Origin of the sequence: Pluralibacter sp., from assembly GCF_019237635.1 — a bacterium.
GTDB lineage: Bacteria > Pseudomonadota > Gammaproteobacteria > Enterobacterales > Enterobacteriaceae > Enterobacter_B.
The window spans coordinates 1-16341 of record NZ_JAFAGS010000117.1; the positions used below are offsets into that span (position 1 = coordinate 1).

Genomic DNA, 16341 nt, shown 5'->3' on the forward strand with positions numbered 1-16341 from the left:
ATCGATGCGAACGACGGTGTTCAATTATATTGAGTGCGATTACAATCGGTGGCGCCGACACAGTGCCTGTGGCGGACTCAGCCCGGAACAATTTGAAAACCAGAACCTCGCTTAGCACCGTGTCCACATTATGTGGGTAGGATCAGTGCGGGTTTTTAAAGAAGCCGAAAAAGAAATGTCGTGGCTCACTCAGCAGCAAATTCGCGAAGTACTCAACGCTTGTGAATCCTACGGGAAAATTTACTTAACTCGAATCGTCAAAGTATGCCTAGCGACCGGCGCTCGATGGAGCGAGGCTGAGCGTCTTACACGTTCACAGCTCTCACCCCACAAGCTGACCTTCACGAAAACGAAGGGGAAGAAAAACCGCACGGTTCCGATCCCTCGGTGGCTCTATGACGAGCTGGCTCCTTTGCAGGGGAAAATGTTTCACCCGTGCTATCAGGAATTCAAGAAAATGCTCGCTCTGACCGATATAGAGTTAGCTGAAGGGCAGAAAACGCATGTGCTACGCCATACGTTTGCAAGTCACTTTATGATGAATGGGGGGAATATTCTGGTGTTACAGAGAATTCTAGGTCATGCGAATATTCGTGAAACTATGCGCTATTCTCATTTTTCCCCTGATCATTTAGAAGATGCTGTACTTTATAATCCATTATCAAAAATTGGTTTAGAATGAGAGGGAAGTTATGATTGACCACTGTGAGGAGTATGAGAAACAGCATCCATTTTATGTTTCTTTGATGAATCAAGCGATGCCCGTTGTTAGAAAGCTGGTAGAAGATGAAAATATTTCTATATTCAATATTGAAGGCAGGGTGAAAACTATAGACTCACTGAGGGCTAAGTTGACAAGGAAAGTATATATTAATCCTTTGGAGGAAATTGAAGATTTCTGTGGGATTAGAATTATTTGTTACTATGAATCTGACCTAAATAAAATTGAAGATATTATCAGAAAGGAATTTGATGTTACTTCGGGGTCCGATAAGCAAAAGGAAATGGATGTCGATCGTTTTGGATACTCCTCTAGGCATTTGATATGTAAAATTAAGGGTGAGTGGTTAAACGTCCCGAACTATCGTAATTTAGGAGGGCTTAAGATGGAGATACAAGTCCGAACAATGCTGATGCATACATGGGCAGCTATAAGCCACAAACTCTTATATAAACGAGAGAAGGATGCGCCTAGAGAGATTAAAAGAAGTTTGAGTAAATTAAGCGCTCTCATTGAGCTTGCTGATGAAAAATTTGACAGTATAAAAGATTTGAAAATCTCCTATAACGATAGAATTGAAATGCAAGGAGAAGTGATAAATAAGGATGAGGCATTGAACTCAGACAACTTGATAAAATTAGTTAATGAATACTCACCCGGGAGGGAATTTTCAAATGAGGATATTCCGGAGCTTCTTGATGAAATAAGAAGGTATGATTCCACGGTTGAGGATTTCGAAAAAAGAATTACACAATGCATGCCTTACCTAAGTATGATGGAAAAGGAAGAATCGGATATGAACAATTACAGGAGTCTTCCAATGTGGCATATAGAAGGATTCTGTAGAAGTATTTTAGATTTAACCTGTGAGCAATATTTTAATTCAAGATGGGAAACCGTCCCTGAAGAGGTCATTCCCGTAACAACTAAATATCGTGCTTTAGTTAAAGCTTCGGTTGAAGAAGCTTGAGTAATGTGTCCACATTTTGCCCACGCAGCATGTTTTGGGTCGCATTTGACTGCACCAATGATACATATAACTAACTGTTTGTAATGAAAAATGTATGTTTATCAATGGGGTTTGGTAAAAGCGTCTTAACTAAGATTCGCTTATGCGACATCCCGCTTGAAAAGGGCTGGCCGAAAGGCTGGCCCTTTTTTCTTGTTTTACGCCGCAGTTGTTAACAGTTTTGATGTAAATCATTTACAATGCCCTCCACTTCAGGAGGGGGCGTGTCGGTCGCAATTTTTCAACGCACAAACAGTCTGCACCGCGCGGCATGGTTCGCGCTGTTTGCCGTTGCGCTGATTCTGATTGCGCCGTTAATCTCCGTCTCCCTGCAAAAAGACCCGATGGCGGCGATGCCCGGCATGCATCACGATATGCCGATGATGGGGGAATCGCCCCACGCTCTGGAAAAGCCAGTGCTGATGCCGGTCGATCACGCAGAAGCTTGCGGTTACTGTGTGCTGCTTGCCCATGTACCGGGCCTGCTGCTGGCGCTGGTATTACTGGTGTGTGCGCTGCTGTTGCCGGGGCGAACGACGCCTGTGCGTCTTACCGTTCAGCACCGGTATTTTTTCCCTTGGCTGTATCCTGAGACCCGCGCGCCGCCGCGGCGGTCTGCTTTTACCTGCGAATAAAAAAAGTGCGCTTTAGCGCAACAAACTCTTTTTACTTTTTATTAAGGAAAAGTATGACCACCTGCACCCCGCGTGCGGCATGGATTAACCTGCTGCGACGCGTTCATTTCTATATTGGCCTCTGCGCCGGACCGTTTATTTTCATCGCTGCGCTGACCGGTACGCTTTACGTTGCAACGCCGCAGCTTGAAAGCCTGATCTATCGTCAGGCGTTGAGTGCTGAAACCCAGGGTGAACGTCACCCGATTGCTGAGCAGATAGCGGTGGCCCGGCAGGCGATCGGCGGGCTCGCTGCGGTTTTTGCGGTTCGTCCTGCGCTGACGCCCGGCGAGACGACCCGGGTGATGTTCAGCGATCCTGCTCTCGGCGAGTCGGAGAGCCGGGCGCTGTTTATCGACCCAGTGACGCTGGCGGTGAAAGGAGATATGACCGTGTATGGCAGCAGCGGCATTCTGCCGCTGCGCCAGTGGATTGACTATGCGCACCGTTCGCTGCTGCTGGGCGATGCGGGTCGCCTGTACAGCGAACTGGCCGCTTCCTGGATGTGGGTGGCGGCGATCGGCGGTATTGCCCTGTGGTTCGTTACGCGTCCGAAGCGGCGTATCAATAACCGTCAACAGAACTCCCGTCGTCTTCACTCGACGCTGGGGTGGTGCTTACTGGTGGGAATGCTGCTGTTTTCAGCCACCGGGCTCACCTGGTCGCAGTGGGCGGGCGGCAACGTGGATACACTGCGCGCATCGTTTGGCTGGCTGACGCCGCAGGTCAACACGCAACTTTCTGGGCCAGGGGCGAGCCAGGATCCACATGCGGAGTACCAGAGTCACCATGAGGGTATGGCGATGGGAATGCCGATGCTGATACCGCTGAGTCGCTATGACGAAGTGCTGGCTACGGCGCAGCACGCCGGGCTGTCGGCGAATCGTCTGGAGATCCGCCCGCCGAAAAATAGCGACAGAGCATGGACGGTAACGGAAATCGACAGGCGCTGGCCGACGCAGGTAGATGCTGTCGCTATCGATGGCAACCGGATGCAGGTTATCGATCGTACCCATTTTGCCGATTTTCCGCTGATGGCGAAGCTCACCCGCTGGGGCGTTGATTTTCATATGGGCATTTTGTTTGGTCTGGTGAATCAGCTGCTGCTTATCGCTTTCGGCGCAGCGCTGTGCATTATGATCGTTATCGGGTATCGGCTGTGGTGGCTGCGCAGGCCTGCGGCGGGCGTGCAAAATCCGCTGTCAACGCTGACGCAGGGCTGGCTATTACTGTCGACGGCGGGTAAGGGGTGTGTGATGCTGGTGGCGGTATTGTTGGGGTTAGCGATGCCGGTACTGGGAGGAAGCCTGCTGTTGTTCGTGGCCGTTGATTTGTTGCGCTGGCGGATGTCCAGCGCAGCAATTCGCGAGAGCGTCGCGGAATAGTGTTGTCTCAGGGCTCGCTGATGACAATCGTCACACGACGGTTTTCCGAGCGGCCCTGAGCGGTTGCATTACTGGCCACCGGGTATTTTTTGCCAAGCCCCTGAGTGGCCAGGTTGCCGCGCGGGATGCGGGCGCCTTCTGCCCAGGCATCAGCCACCCGGTTTGCGCGCTTGAGCGACAACGCTTCGTTATAGCTGTCTTCACCGTAGTTATCGGTATGACCATCCATCCGGGCATGGGTAATACCGGTGGCCGCAAGATGGGATGCCATGGAGGCAATCTGCTGACGGCTCTGCGCATTTAGCTGATAGTCGTTAGTACTGAACAGAATTTTATCCGACAACCCTAAAGACCAGTCACCTTCACTTTCGCTAAATCCCAGGGATTTCATTGCGGTTACCTGTTCCGGAGAAAATTTCCCCTGCGGTGCCTGACAGCCCGTCAGAAAGAAAATGGTCAACAAAAAGGGAGCAATAAAACGCGTAAGCATAGTGAATTCCTTCTTATTTATAAGGGGGACTCTGCTCGTTTATTTTTCATGACATACATGTTCTGATCGGCCCGTTCCAGCAGGCTTTCGACCGTATCATGCTCGCGGGTTAGCGCATAGCCGACGCTCAGTGAGAAGGTGGCTAAATGACCATTATGCATGTCGAAAAGACGAACAAATTGCTGTGTAAGCGCGGTGCAAATACGCTGCACCTGATATTCATTGTCAATGTCACTCAGTATTATGGCAAATTCATCACCTCCAAGACGAAATGCCATGTGTCGTTTACCGCCGAATTCGATCAGTCGGTTGGCGGTTTCCATCAGCACGTTATCGCCTGCTGCATGTCCCCAGGTGTCGTTAATATGTTTGAAGTTGTCACCGTCAAGAAACAGCAGCGCAGAATGCGTGCGCGAGTTTTTATTTTTCATTAGTGCGGCGATGGCGGCACGGAAAGAGGCGCGGTTAGGCAGCCCGGTCAGCGGGTCATGCATGGCGGTACGCCGGAGCTGATCGTTGGTGGCCTGTAGTGTACGCTGCCATTCCTCCATTTCATCAAGTAGGCTATTGAAATCCTGAGCAAACTGCTGGAATTCCTCTATGCGCTCCTGAGAAACCCGCCGGGAAAAGTTACGGTTGGTTCGGACATCGTGGGCGACATCGGTAATATTTTGTAGCGCCGTCACCACGTCATAATGCAGGTGGCGGGAAATAATCATCGCCAGTGCGGAGGCGAGCAAAATACAGGCCGTTAATACCGCAAGCGATGTCCAGATAAAATGACTGATCAGGCTGTCGCGGGCGGTTAATCTTATCTGACCGACGACGATTTTATTATGTATAACGGGCTGCATTACCGGTTGTGGGAACAACCAGTGGCTCACCAGTTTATTGAACTGCTCGCTGTTTTTTTTCGTGTCGAAGGACCAGCGGGCGAACAGGTTATTATTCTTGTCATAGACCTCCGCAAGGGAGTATTGCCCTTGCTTACCAAGAGTGGCAAGCGTATCAGCAGCTGCGGCTTCGTCGCCAAACACCAGAGCAGCTTCAAGGCTGGTGCTCATGGTCGCCCCTGTCAGTTCCAGGTTCTTTTGCGCGTACTGTTTTAACGTCACGACGGAAACCACGCACAGCAGCAACCAGATAAGCGTCATGGTGATGACGATACTTACCATGCTTATTCGCCGCAATGTGCTTTTAAACGTCGGGCGCTGTATGGAGGAAAGATCCTTATTCATGCTTTTTATTCCGGGCAAGCATCAATACATCGGGATTTACCCTGACGCCGCTACGTGAAAGCGCGTCGAGATTAACTGAGAACTTGACCCGTTCTGAATTAATCGACAGACAAAATGCGCTACCAACAATACATTGCGAATTTTGTTCAGCAATAGAGAGTAGTGCTCGGGGTTGATAACGCTGGATTATTTTCTGTTGTTCTTCCGCTGACTCATTACCAAAGTAAATGGCATCACAGCTTGCACCCAGCGCCTGCTGTTCGGTACTGACAACGACGGCCTGCCAGGGCGTCGGACCGATATCTCCCGAACGTAATACGCCAACGTAGCGTGATGAGGAGAATATACAAAGCCTGGGAGGTGTCGTGAGGCTTGCCGGCCATCGGGTATAGCTGATTATCCCGGACACAATTGCGCGAACAGATTTATCCGTCTCGGAAGGCGTTGCGGCGTAAAGCGGGACACCTGTGGTCCACAAAATAGGTGCCAGCAGTAGTGGACACAATCGTTTTAGCCGGGTGCTCACCTGAGTCCGCCATGCTTTCAGAGCGTTAAAAATTCGGATTATTACGCAAAAGGATATCATTTTTCTCGTTATCAGTCATTAGAGCTATTTATGATTTAAGCGCAACTTAAGTTAAATGGCAGAGTGTTATCTACTGATTTTCGACGTGGTGAGGTAATTTTGGATATTTCCGAATGCGCATCACCGGAGGCGTTGTTGTGCGCTCGCTTACGCTTAACGCAGTAGAGCATAAACTCTCTGTGTAATTTTATCGTTACATTATACTGGGGGTAAAAATGACGTTAAATAGCATTGTGTAACGAAAAATTTACGGACTGTGGATTGATATCTTTACTTTGTATGGTATCGTAAGTGCACCCTCACTGAGGAAAACACTATCGCAAACGAGCTATACAGGTAAGCAATCATGCAAAAAGACGCGCTGAATAACGTACATATCGCAGACGAACAAATTCTGATTACCCCGGAACAACTGAAAACGGAATTTCCGCTGAGTGCCGATCAGGAAGCGCAAATTGCGCAATCCCGTCAAACGATTTCTGACATCATCGCAGGTCGCGATCCGCGCCTGTTGGTGGTATGTGGTCCTTGTTCTATCCATGACCCGGAAACTGCGATTGAATACGCTCGTCGATTTAAAACCCTTGCCGCAGAGGTCAGCGATAGCCTCTATCTGGTAATGCGCGTCTATTTTGAAAAACCCCGTACTACCGTCGGCTGGAAGGGGCTGATTAACGATCCGCACATGGATGGCTCGTTTGATGTTGAAGCAGGACTTAAGATTGCGCGTCGTTTGTTGGTTGAACTGGTCAGCATGGGCTTGCCGCTGGCGACGGAAGCGCTGGATCCGAATAGCCCGCAGTACCTGGGCGATCTGTTCAGCTGGTCCGCCATCGGCGCGCGTACGACCGAGTCGCAGACCCATCGCGAAATGGCGTCTGGCTTGTCTATGCCGGTGGGCTTTAAAAACGGCACTGACGGCAGCCTGGCGACCGCGATTAACGCCATGCGCGCCGCCGCGATGCCGCACCGTTTTGTGGGTATCAACCAGGGCGGGCAAGTTTGCCTGCTGCAAACTCAGGGCAACCCGGACGGTCATGTGATCCTGCGCGGCGGTAAAGCGCCGAACTACAGCCCGGCAGATGTCGCACAGTGCGAAAAAGAGATGGAACAGGCAGGACTGAAGCCGTCGCTGATGGTAGATTGCAGCCATGGTAACTCGAATAAAGATTACCGCCGTCAGCCCGTAGTGGCGGAGTCCGTTGTCGCGCAAATCAAAGATGGCAACCGGTCGATTATCGGCCTGATGATCGAAAGTAATATTCACGAGGGCAATCAGTCTTCTGAGCAGCCGCGTTGTGATATGAAATACGGTGTGTCGGTAACGGATGCTTGTATCAGCTGGGAATCCACTGATGCGCTGCTGCGTGAAATTGATAAAGATCTGCGCAGCCATCTGGCGGCTCGTCTGGCTTAAGAGGATTGTTATGGTTGCTGAACTGACCGCGTTGCGCGATCAAATTGATGAGGTGGATAAGGCGCTGCTGGGCTTGCTGGCGCGTCGTCTGGAGCTGGTTGCTGAAGTGGGCGAGGTGAAAAGCAAGTACGGCTTGCCCATTTATGTTCCTGAGCGCGAGGCCTCCATGCTGGCATCGCGCCGTGCAGAAGCGGAATCGCTTGGCGTGCCGCCGGACCTCATTGAAGACGTGTTGCGTCGGGTGATGCGGGAGTCCTACTCCAGTGAAAATGACAAGGGCTTCAAAACCCTGTATCCGCAGTTACGTCCGGTCGTCATCGTGGGTGGCGGCGGGCAGATGGGGCGTCTGTTTGAAAAAATGCTGACGCTCTCCGGCTATCAGGTGCGGATCCTGGAAAAAGAGGACTGGGGACGCGCTGAGGAGCTGGTGGCTGATGCCGGGATGGTGATCGTCAGCGTACCGATTCACGTCACCGAGCAGACCATTGCGAGGTTGCCTGCGCTACCGGCGGACTGCATTCTGGTCGACCTTGCGTCGGTGAAAGCAGGCCCGTTGCAGGCGATGCTGGCGGCGCACAATGGGCCAGTGCTGGGGCTGCATCCGATGTTCGGGCCGGACAGCGGCAGCCTGGCCAAGCAGGTGGTGGTGTACTGCGACGGTCGTCAGCCGGAGGCGTACCAGTGGTTCCTTGAACAGATTCAGGTCTGGGGCGCGCGTCTGCATCGCATCAGCGCAGTTGAACACGATCAGAACATGGCATTTATCCAGGCGCTGCGTCACTTTGCTACTTTCGCCTACGGTCTGCACCTGGCGGAAGAAAACGTGCAGCTTGAACAGCTGCTGGCGCTTTCGTCGCCAATCTATCGTCTTGAGCTGGCGATGGTGGGGCGTCTGTTTGCCCAGGATCCACAGCTGTACGCCGACATTATTATGTCGTCACAAAGCAATCTGGCGCTGATTAAACGTTACTACACACGCTTTGGCGAGGCGATTGGCCTGCTGGAGCAGGGCGACAAGCAGGCATTTATCGACAGTTTCCGTAAAGTCGAACACTGGTTTGGCGATTACGCTCAGCGTTTTCAGAGCGAAAGCCGTACACTGCTGCGTCAGGCGAACGACAGCCGGCAGTAATAAACCATTGCTTGCCAGTACACTGTCTGACGCTCTTTTCACCCTGCCGCTTGAGGTGGCAGGGTGAAGACATTGCCATCTGTTGACCTTAAAGCGTCAGGCGGGGTCGACCGGCACTACGTTTTCGCTCGGATAGCAGCCGAGCACCTTCATTGAGCGGGTGATGTCGCCCAGCTCTTTCAGCGCCTTTTGCATCGCTTCAGATTCCAGGTTGGCCTGGATATCCAGATAAAACATCTCTTCCCACGGGTTGCCGTAAATCGGGCGGGATTCCAGTTTGGTCATAATGAGTTTATGGTTGCGCAGGACCAGCAGCGCTTCAACCAGCGCGCCGGCTTGCTGCCCGGTGGCGATCAGCAGCGTAGTTTTTGCCGGGACCTGGTCGGACACGTTGATGGCTTTACGCGCCAGCACCACAAAGCGGGTAATGTTTTGCTGCTGGTTGGCGAGATTGCGCTCAAGCACCTGCAAACCATACAGCGCACCGCCCGCTTCGCTGCCCAGCGCCGCGACGCGCGGTGAGTTTGCCTGAGCGACCTTTTCCATCGCCGCGGAGGTGCTCTCCGTGTACTCAATTTTCCAGTGCGGGTAGCGATTAAGGAACTGGCTGCACTGCTGGAACGGCTGCGGGTGGCTGTACACCGTGTCGATGCTGCTAAGGTCGGTTGAACCGGAAACCAGCACGCAATGGTCGATAGGCACCGTCATTTCGCCGACGATGAACAGGCTGGTGTGCTGTAGCAGATCGTAAACGTCGTTGATGGCGCCGGAGCTGGTGTTTTCAATGGGGACCACCGCGTAATCGGCCTGACCGGTCTCCACCTGATTGAAGATATCGGCGAATTTCGCACACCCGCTTTCGATAAACTGCTCGAAATGGCGGGCGGCGTACTGGCGTGCCGCCAGATGGGAATATGAACCTTTGGGCCCCAGAAAGGCAATGCGGGCAGAGTGCGGGTTGATTTTATTCAGATGCTGCTGCAACAGCGCCTGCTGGGTGAGCACCGAGTCTTCGATAATCAGCTGGAACAGGCGGGTGATGTAATGGGCATCGAGGTGGTGCGCTTTACCAAGCGTAATCAGACGTTCCAGCAGATCGCGCTCGCGGTCGATATCGCGCACCGGGCGATGCGAGGTGAGTTTTGCTTTGCCGACTTCAACAGCCAGCCCGCGACGCTCGGCAAGCAGCGTCAGCAGTTTTTCATCCAGCGCGCTTATCTTTTCACGCAGTGCCAGTAACGGGTTTTCCGCAGTCATAATGTTGCCTTTCTTGTTATCAATAAAAAGGCCCCCCGGAGTGGGAGGCCTTATTGTTCGTCTTCGCATTCTTAATCACATGACGAATCGCCTCCCATTCAGGGGAAGGTAAAAAAGAATGCGAAGAAAAACGGAAGTTGTTTCATCAGAGGTTCTCTGGTTGTTGGTGTAGTTAAATTAACCGTACTGTTTTCACGCTGTCAATAAAAAACGCGCCCGAAGGCGCGTTGACTAAACACAGTTGTTAAGGATTACTCTTGTTCAACGAAGTTGACGTCTTTCACCGATGCGTTGGCGCGACGTGCTTCCCCTTTGTGTTGCACTTTATTGAGCTGCCTTTCCAGCTTGTTGATCAATTCGTTAATGGCGACGTACATATCTTCATGTCGGGCGCTGGCGACCAGATGGCCGTTTGGCGTATTGATAGTGGCATCGGCGATAAAGCCCTGCGGTTCTTTAGACAGAATGATATGTGGGTTAATTAAATGCGTTTGCCATTTATCCAGTTTGGAGAGACGGTCTGCGACATGCTGGCGGATTGCCGGAGTAATTTCCATTTGTTTACTGGTAATGTTCATTGTCATAAATTTTACCTCTTGTCTTTCCCGTCTTGGTGATTCCAGCATACCGTTCCCAATGTCAAAATGTGTGATGTGTGTCACGTTATTTTGTCACTTTTTGTCAATGAACGTGTTTTGTGAGACAGGACAGGAACAGGCAATATTTTACTTGAGGAAGTAACAAAAGGCGGTCATAGTTGATGAGTTAACTATTCGCTAAACCGGTTCAGCGAATCACGAATTGAGATAAAAAAATGGCAGCCCATTGCGGCTGCCATTTTTTTTCATTCAGGGCGGTCAGAACATCAGGTTTTGCTGCCGTTCGCGGCAATGATTTTCGCCACTTTGTCAGCCTGTGCGTTCATCTGCATCTGGCGATAGGCGTTTTCCATTTTCGGCAGTGCGTCTCGGGCTGCCTGGGTATCCGGATAATCACGCAGCATACCTTCTACGCGGTTGACGACGGCAACCCACGCGCCGCGGTCACTATAATAATCCACCACGGAAAGTTCATACTTCGCCAGACGATTTTTCAGGAATACCATGCGCTTGTAGGCATCGGTAGCGTACTGGCTGTTCGGATAGCCGCGCACCAGCTTAGTGAAGTCGTTGAACGCATCGCGGGCGTGCTGCGGGTCACGGTCGGAACGATCGACGCCGAAGAAGCCCTGCAGCGCACTGTCATCCAGCGCCATGTTGGTCAAACCGCGCATGTAGATGACGTAATCGATATTCGGATGCGTCGGGTTCAGACGCATAAAACGATCGATTGCGGCCTGGGCCAGCGGCAGGTCGGCATTTTTGTAATACGCATAAATCAGATCCAACTGAACCTGCTGAGAGTAGGGGCCAAACGGATAGCGGTTATCCAGCGCTTCCAGTTGCGTTATCGCCTGTTTCCAGTTACCGTCCTGCAGTTTTTGTTGAGCAGTCGCGTAAATTTCATTTGGCGGGCTATCTGGCACCTCTTCCTTTGAACTGGAGCAACCCGCCAAAGCCAGGCTCAGTGTGGCGGCAGCCACCAGGTATTTCATGCGCGTCATGACGTTTTGACTTTCCTCAGAATGTTTATGCGGGAGATTATCGTTCCTGCTCCCGATTAAGACCAGCTACAATAGCACACTATATTAAACGGCAAAGCCGTAAAACCCAACGTTAACGAAGAAGCTGTATATGGCACAACGAGTACAACTCACCGCAACGGTGTCCGAAAACCAACTTGGTCAACGCTTAGATCAGGCTTTGGCCGAATTGTTCCCGGATTATTCGCGTTCGCGTATAAAAGAATGGATCCTCGACCAGCGCGTGCTGGTCAACGGCAAGATATGTGATAAGCCGAAAGAGAAAGTGTTGGGCGGAGAAAGCGTCGCCATCAATGCTGAAATCGAGGAGGACGTGCGCTTCGAAGCGCAGGATATCCCGCTGAACATCGTTTATGAAGATGACGATATCATTGTTATCAACAAGCCGCGCGATCTGGTCGTTCATCCTGGCGCTGGCAACCCGGACGGCACGGTGCTGAACGCGCTGCTGCACTATTACCCGCCGATCGCTGACGTACCGCGTGCGGGCATTGTCCACCGTCTGGATAAAGACACCACCGGCCTGATGGTGGTCGCCAAAACGGTTCCGGCGCAGACGCGTCTGGTGGAATCGCTGCAGCTGCGCGAGATCACCCGCGAGTACGAGGCCGTAGCTATCGGTCATATGACCGCGGGCGGCACCGTTGAGCAGCCGATCAGCCGTCACCCGACGAAACGCACCCATATGTCGGTGCATCCGATGGGGAAACCGGCGGTCACGCACTACCGTATTATGGAGCACTTCCGTGTGCACACGCGTTTGCGCTTGCGTCTGGAAACCGGGCGTACTCACCAAATCCGCGTGCATATGGCGCATATCACCCATCCGCTGGTGGGCGATCAGCTGTATGGCGGCCGTCCGCGTCCGCCAAAGGGCGCCTCTGACGAATTCATTACGGCGCTGCGCAAGTTTGACCGTCAGGCGCTGCATGCGACCATGCTGCGCTTGTATCACCCGATCAGCGGAATCGAGATGGAGTGGCATGCGCCAATCCCACAGGATATGGTGGACTTGATTGACGCGATGCGTGCCGATTTTGAAGCCCATAAGGATGATGTTGACTGGCTATGACAAAGGTAATCGTTCCGCAGTGGCCTGCGCCGAAAGGTGTTGCTGCCTGTAGCTCTACGCGTGTTGGTGGTGTGAGTTTAGCGCCCTGGGATTCCCTGAACCTGGGGGCTCACTGCGGCGATAACCAGGATCATGTCGAAGAAAACCGTCGCCGTTTCTATACGGCGGCAGCAATGCCGTCGCGCCCGGTCTGGCTCGAACAGGTGCATGGCAAAGTGGTGCTGCCACTCACCGGGGGCGACTATTCGTCAAAACGGGCGGATGCATCCTATAGTCATATTCCCGGCCAGGTCTGCGCGGTGATGACGGCCGACTGCCTGCCGGTGCTGTTTTGCAATAAGGCTGGCACAGAAGTGGCGGCGGCGCATGCCGGCTGGCGCGGGCTATGTGAAGGCGTGCTGGAGGAGACGATAGCCTGCTTTCGCGACCGTCCGGAAAACCTGCTTGCCTGGCTTGGCCCGGCGATCGGCCCCGATGCGTTTGAAGTCGGGCCGGAGGTTCGCGATGCCTTTATGGCGCAAGACGAGCGTGCTGACAGCGCGTTTCGTCCTGTTGGCGAGAAATACTATGCGGATATTTATCAGCTTGCACGGCAGCGCCTGGCGCGCGCCGGGGTCACACAGGTTTTTGGTGGTGAACGTTGTACGCTAAGCGAAAAGGATGATTTTTTCTCTTATCGACGCGACAAGACCACCGGGCGTATGGCAAGTTTCATTTGGCTGATATAACCTAAAGAATCAAGACGATCCAGAAGGCAAACTTATTTTTCGCATAGTTCAGGTCTTTAACCTTGAATAATTGAGGGATGACCTCATTTAATCTCCAGTAGCAAATTTGACCTGTTTATGGGAGGAGTTATGCGTCTGGATCGTCTTACTAACAAATTCCAGCTTGCTCTTGCCGATGCCCAGTCGCTCGCACTCGGGCACGACAACCAATTCATCGAACCTCTTCATTTAATGAGCGCCTTGCTGAATCAGGAAGGGGGATCGGTACGTCCTTTATTAACCTCTGCTGGCATTAATGCTGGCCAGTTGCGCACCGCCATCGATCAGGCGCTGAGCCGTTTACCGCAGGTGGAAGGCACCGGTGGCGACGTGCAGCCGTCTCAGGATCTGGTTCGCGTACTGAATCTTTGCGATAAGCTGGCGCAAAAACGTGGGGACAATTTTATTTCGTCAGAACTCTTCGTTCTGGCAGCGCTTGAATCACGCGGTACGCTGACCGACCTTTTAAAATCCGCCGGGGCAACAACCGCCAACGTGACTCAGGCGATTGAACAAATGCGTGGAGGTGAGAGCGTGAACGATCAGGGAGCCGAAGACCAGCGTCAGGCTTTGAAAAAATATACGGTCGATCTGACCGAGCGCGCCGAGCAGGGCAAGCTTGACCCGGTGATCGGTCGTGATGAAGAAATTCGTCGTACTATCCAGGTTCTGCAACGCCGTACTAAAAATAACCCGGTGCTGATTGGTGAGCCGGGCGTCGGTAAAACCGCCATCGTGGAAGGCCTGGCGCAGCGTATCGTTAACGGCGAAGTGCCGGAAGGGCTAAAAGGCCGCCGGGTGCTGTCGCTGGATATGGGCTCGCTGGTGGCCGGGGCGAAATACCGCGGAGAGTTTGAAGAGCGTTTAAAAGGCGTGCTCAACGATCTGGCGAAACAGGAGGGCAACGTCATCCTGTTTATTGATGAGCTGCATACCATGGTTGGCGCCGGTAAAGCCGATGGCGCGATGGATGCGGGCAATATGCTGAAACCGGCGCTGGCACGTGGTGAACTGCACTGCGTGGGCGCGACGACGCTGGATGAGTACCGTCAGTACATTGAAAAAGACGCGGCGCTGGAGCGTCGTTTCCAGAAAGTGTTTGTCGCGGAACCCTCGGTCGAGGATACCATCGCCATTCTGCGTGGTCTGAAAGAGCGTTATGAGCTGCATCACCATGTGCAGATAACCGACCCGGCGATTGTCGCGGCGGCGACGCTGTCGCACCGCTATATTGCCGATCGCCAGCTTCCGGATAAAGCCATCGACCTTATCGATGAGGCGGCGTCCAGCATCCGTATGCAGATTGATTCAAAGCCGGAAGAACTGGACCGCCTGGATCGCCGCATTATCCAGCTCAAGCTGGAGCAGCAGGCGCTGAAAAAAGAGTCTGACGAAGCCAGCCGTAAACGTCTGGATATGCTGAATGACGAACTGGATGACAAAGAGCGCCAGTATTCGGTGTTAGAAGAAGAATGGAAAGCTGAAAAAGCCTCGCTCTCCGGAACCCAGACGATTAAGGCCGAGCTGGAGCAGGCGAAAATCGCGATCGAGCAGGCGCGTCGCGTGGGCGATCTGGCGAGAATGTCCGAGCTGCAGTACGGTAAAATTCCGGAGCTGGAGAAGCAGCTTGCGGTTGCAACGCAGTCTGAAGGCAAGACTATGCGCCTGCTGCGTAATAAAGTCACCGATGCGGAAATTGCCGAAGTGCTGGCTCGCTGGACCGGGATTCCGGTTGCCAGAATGCTGGAGGGCGAGCGTGAAAAACTGCTGCGTATGGAGCAGGAATTGCACAGCCGCGTGATTGGACAGAATGAGGCCGTTGAAGCGGTATCGAACGCTATCCGCCGTAGCCGTGCAGGTCTGGCCGATCCTAACCGCCCGATTGGTTCCTTCTTGTTCCTTGGGCCAACCGGTGTCGGTAAAACCGAACTGTGTAAATCGCTGGCTAACTTTATGTTCGACAGCGATGACGCAATGGTGCGTATCGACATGTCCGAGTTCATGGAAAAACACTCCGTATCGCGTCTGGTCGGGGCGCCTCCGGGATACGTCGGTTATGAAGAAGGGGGGTACCTGACAGAGGCGGTGCGTCGTCGTCCTTATTCCGTCATCCTGCTGGATGAAGTGGAAAAAGCACATCCGGATGTGTTCAACATTCTGCTGCAGGTGCTGGATGATGGTCGTCTGACGGACGGGCAGGGGAGGACGGTCGACTTCCGCAACACGGTTGTCATTATGACGTCGAACCTGGGTTCTGACCTGATTCAGGAGCGCTTTGGCGAGCTGGACTACGGGCATATGAAAGATCTGGTGTTGGGCGTTGTCAGCCACAGTTTCCGTCCTGAGTTCATCAACCGTATTGATGAGGTTGTTGTATTCCATCCGCTGGGTGAGAAACACATTGCTTCTATTGCGCAGATCCAGTTGCAGCGGTTGTATAAGCGTCTGGAAGAGCGCGGCTATGAGGTGCATATCTCTGATGAAGCGCTGAAGCTGTTGAGCGAAAATGGTTATGATCCGGTGTATGGCGCACGTCCGCTGAAACGTGCTATCCAGCAGCAGATAGAAAACCCGCTGGCGCAACAAATCCTGTCGGGTGAGCTGGTACCGGGGAAAGCGGTGCAACTGATCGTCAAAGACGAGCGCATTGTTGCAGTGCAGTAAGTCACAAAAAGGATAAAACGGGCCCTGAGGGGCTCGTTTTTGTTTAAAAACCAGGCAGGAATGACTGCCTGTGCTGAGTTTTGCCTGAAAAGTGAACGAACGAAAAGTTTTTTTAAATTTCCTCTTGTCACTTCAGAATTACTCCCTATAATGCGCCTCCACTGACACGGAACAACGGCCTGTAAGCCGCCGGGTCAGCGGGGTTCTCCGGTGAAAACCAGCGATGAACATCACAGAGAAAAGCAAAAATAAACGCTTGACTCTGAATGAGGAAAACGTATTATACG

At 52.6% G+C, this 16341-nt stretch carries 16 protein-coding genes, 1 pseudogene and 1 other annotated feature; of the genes and pseudogenes, 10 read left to right on the plus strand and 7 right to left on the minus strand.

Going from position 1 to position 16341, the window contains the following annotated elements; all coding sequences use genetic code 11:
• The 5 genes and pseudogenes from JO226_RS13520 to JO226_RS13540 form a co-directional block, all read left to right on the plus strand.
• The coding region (locus JO226_RS13520) for an IS3 family transposase (protein ID WP_293493372.1) at window positions 1-115 on the plus strand (115 nt) is incomplete at its 5' end.
• Between the two features lie 30 nt (window positions 116-145).
• A pseudogene (locus JO226_RS13525) lies at window positions 146-682 on the plus strand (tyrosine-type recombinase/integrase); the annotation flags it as partial.
• Window positions 683-692: 10 nt separating this feature from the next.
• The gene (locus JO226_RS13530; protein ID WP_293592954.1) at window positions 693-1691 is read left to right on the plus strand and encodes a hypothetical protein; all 999 of its coding nucleotides are present in this window, start codon (window positions 693-695) and stop codon (window positions 1689-1691) included.
• Between the two features lie 263 nt (window positions 1692-1954).
• Window positions 1955-2365 (plus strand): DUF2946 domain-containing protein, encoded by a 411-nt coding sequence (locus tag JO226_RS13535; protein WP_293592956.1) that lies wholly within the window; start codon window positions 1955-1957, stop codon window positions 2363-2365.
• Between the two features lie 53 nt (window positions 2366-2418).
• Window positions 2419-3789: a PepSY domain-containing protein gene (locus JO226_RS13540; protein WP_293592958.1), complete on the plus strand. Its 1371-nt coding sequence runs from the start codon at window positions 2419-2421 to the stop codon at window positions 3787-3789.
• Between the two features lie 7 nt (window positions 3790-3796).
• Here JO226_RS13540 and JO226_RS13545 read toward each other — a convergent pair whose 3' ends face one another.
• The 3 genes from JO226_RS13545 to JO226_RS13555 are packed head-to-tail and all read right to left on the minus strand — an operon-like array spanning window position 3797 to window position 6103.
• Window positions 3797-4279, minus strand: a complete 483-nt coding sequence (locus JO226_RS13545; RefSeq protein WP_293592960.1) for an OmpA family protein — start codon at window positions 4277-4279, stop codon at window positions 3797-3799.
• 17 nt (window positions 4280-4296) lie between these two features.
• Complete coding sequence (dgcN, locus tag JO226_RS13550; RefSeq protein ID WP_293592962.1) at window positions 4297-5517, minus strand: diguanylate cyclase DgcN; 1221 nt, start codon at window positions 5515-5517, stop codon at window positions 4297-4299.
• Window positions 5510-6103, minus strand: a complete 594-nt coding sequence (locus JO226_RS13555) for a YfiR family protein (RefSeq protein ID WP_293592964.1) — start codon at window positions 6101-6103, stop codon at window positions 5510-5512. The genes dgcN and JO226_RS13555 overlap by 8 nt, the downstream gene beginning before the upstream one ends.
• 346 nt (window positions 6104-6449) lie before the next feature.
• On the opposite strand from JO226_RS13555, the gene aroF reads away from it, so the two are divergent.
• On the plus strand, window positions 6450-7520 hold the full coding sequence (gene aroF / locus JO226_RS13560) for a 3-deoxy-7-phosphoheptulonate synthase AroF (protein ID WP_293592966.1): 1071 nt from the start codon (window positions 6450-6452) through the stop codon (window positions 7518-7520).
• Between the two features lie 10 nt (window positions 7521-7530).
• Entirely contained in the window at window positions 7531-8652 is a 1122-nt protein-coding gene (gene tyrA / locus JO226_RS13565) for a bifunctional chorismate mutase/prephenate dehydrogenase (RefSeq protein ID WP_293592968.1), read from the plus strand.
• 96 nt (window positions 8653-8748) lie between these two features.
• Here tyrA and pheA read toward each other — a convergent pair whose 3' ends face one another.
• From pheA to bamD, 4 genes are all read right to left on the minus strand, one after another.
• On the minus strand, window positions 8749-9909 hold the full coding sequence (pheA, locus tag JO226_RS13570; RefSeq protein WP_293592970.1) for a bifunctional chorismate mutase/prephenate dehydratase: 1161 nt from the start codon (window positions 9907-9909) through the stop codon (window positions 8749-8751).
• Window positions 9910-9930: 21 nt separating this feature from the next.
• Window positions 9931-10056, minus strand: a sequence feature (Phe leader region).
• On the minus strand, window positions 10008-10055 hold the full coding sequence (gene pheL / locus JO226_RS13575) for a pheA operon leader peptide PheL (RefSeq protein ID WP_125294913.1): 48 nt from the start codon (window positions 10053-10055) through the stop codon (window positions 10008-10010). (Overlaps the previous feature by 48 nt.)
• Before the next feature lie 104 nt (window positions 10057-10160).
• Complete coding sequence (raiA, locus tag JO226_RS13580) at window positions 10161-10493, minus strand: ribosome-associated translation inhibitor RaiA (RefSeq protein ID WP_293592972.1); 333 nt, start codon at window positions 10491-10493, stop codon at window positions 10161-10163.
• A 281-nt stretch (window positions 10494-10774) separates the two neighbouring features.
• Window positions 10775-11512, minus strand: a complete 738-nt coding sequence (bamD, locus tag JO226_RS13585) for an outer membrane protein assembly factor BamD (RefSeq protein ID WP_293592974.1) — start codon at window positions 11510-11512, stop codon at window positions 10775-10777.
• A 130-nt stretch (window positions 11513-11642) separates the two neighbouring features.
• Here bamD and rluD point away from each other — a divergent pair, with 130 nt between their 5' ends.
• From rluD to clpB, 3 genes are all read left to right on the plus strand, one after another.
• Window positions 11643-12623, plus strand: coding sequence for a 23S rRNA pseudouridine(1911/1915/1917) synthase RluD (gene rluD, locus JO226_RS13590; protein WP_293592976.1), 981 nt, complete (start codon window positions 11643-11645; stop codon window positions 12621-12623).
• Window positions 12620-13351 carry a purine nucleoside phosphorylase YfiH gene (gene yfiH, locus JO226_RS13595; protein WP_293592978.1) on the plus strand — a complete coding sequence of 244 codons (732 nt, stop codon included), beginning with the start codon at window positions 12620-12622 and terminating at the stop codon, window positions 13349-13351. The genes rluD and yfiH overlap by 4 nt, the downstream gene beginning before the upstream one ends.
• Window positions 13352-13480: 129 nt before the next feature.
• Window positions 13481-16054: an ATP-dependent chaperone ClpB gene (clpB, locus tag JO226_RS13600; RefSeq protein WP_293592980.1), complete on the plus strand. Its 2574-nt coding sequence runs from the start codon at window positions 13481-13483 to the stop codon at window positions 16052-16054.
• Window positions 16055-16341 lie beyond the last annotated feature (287 nt).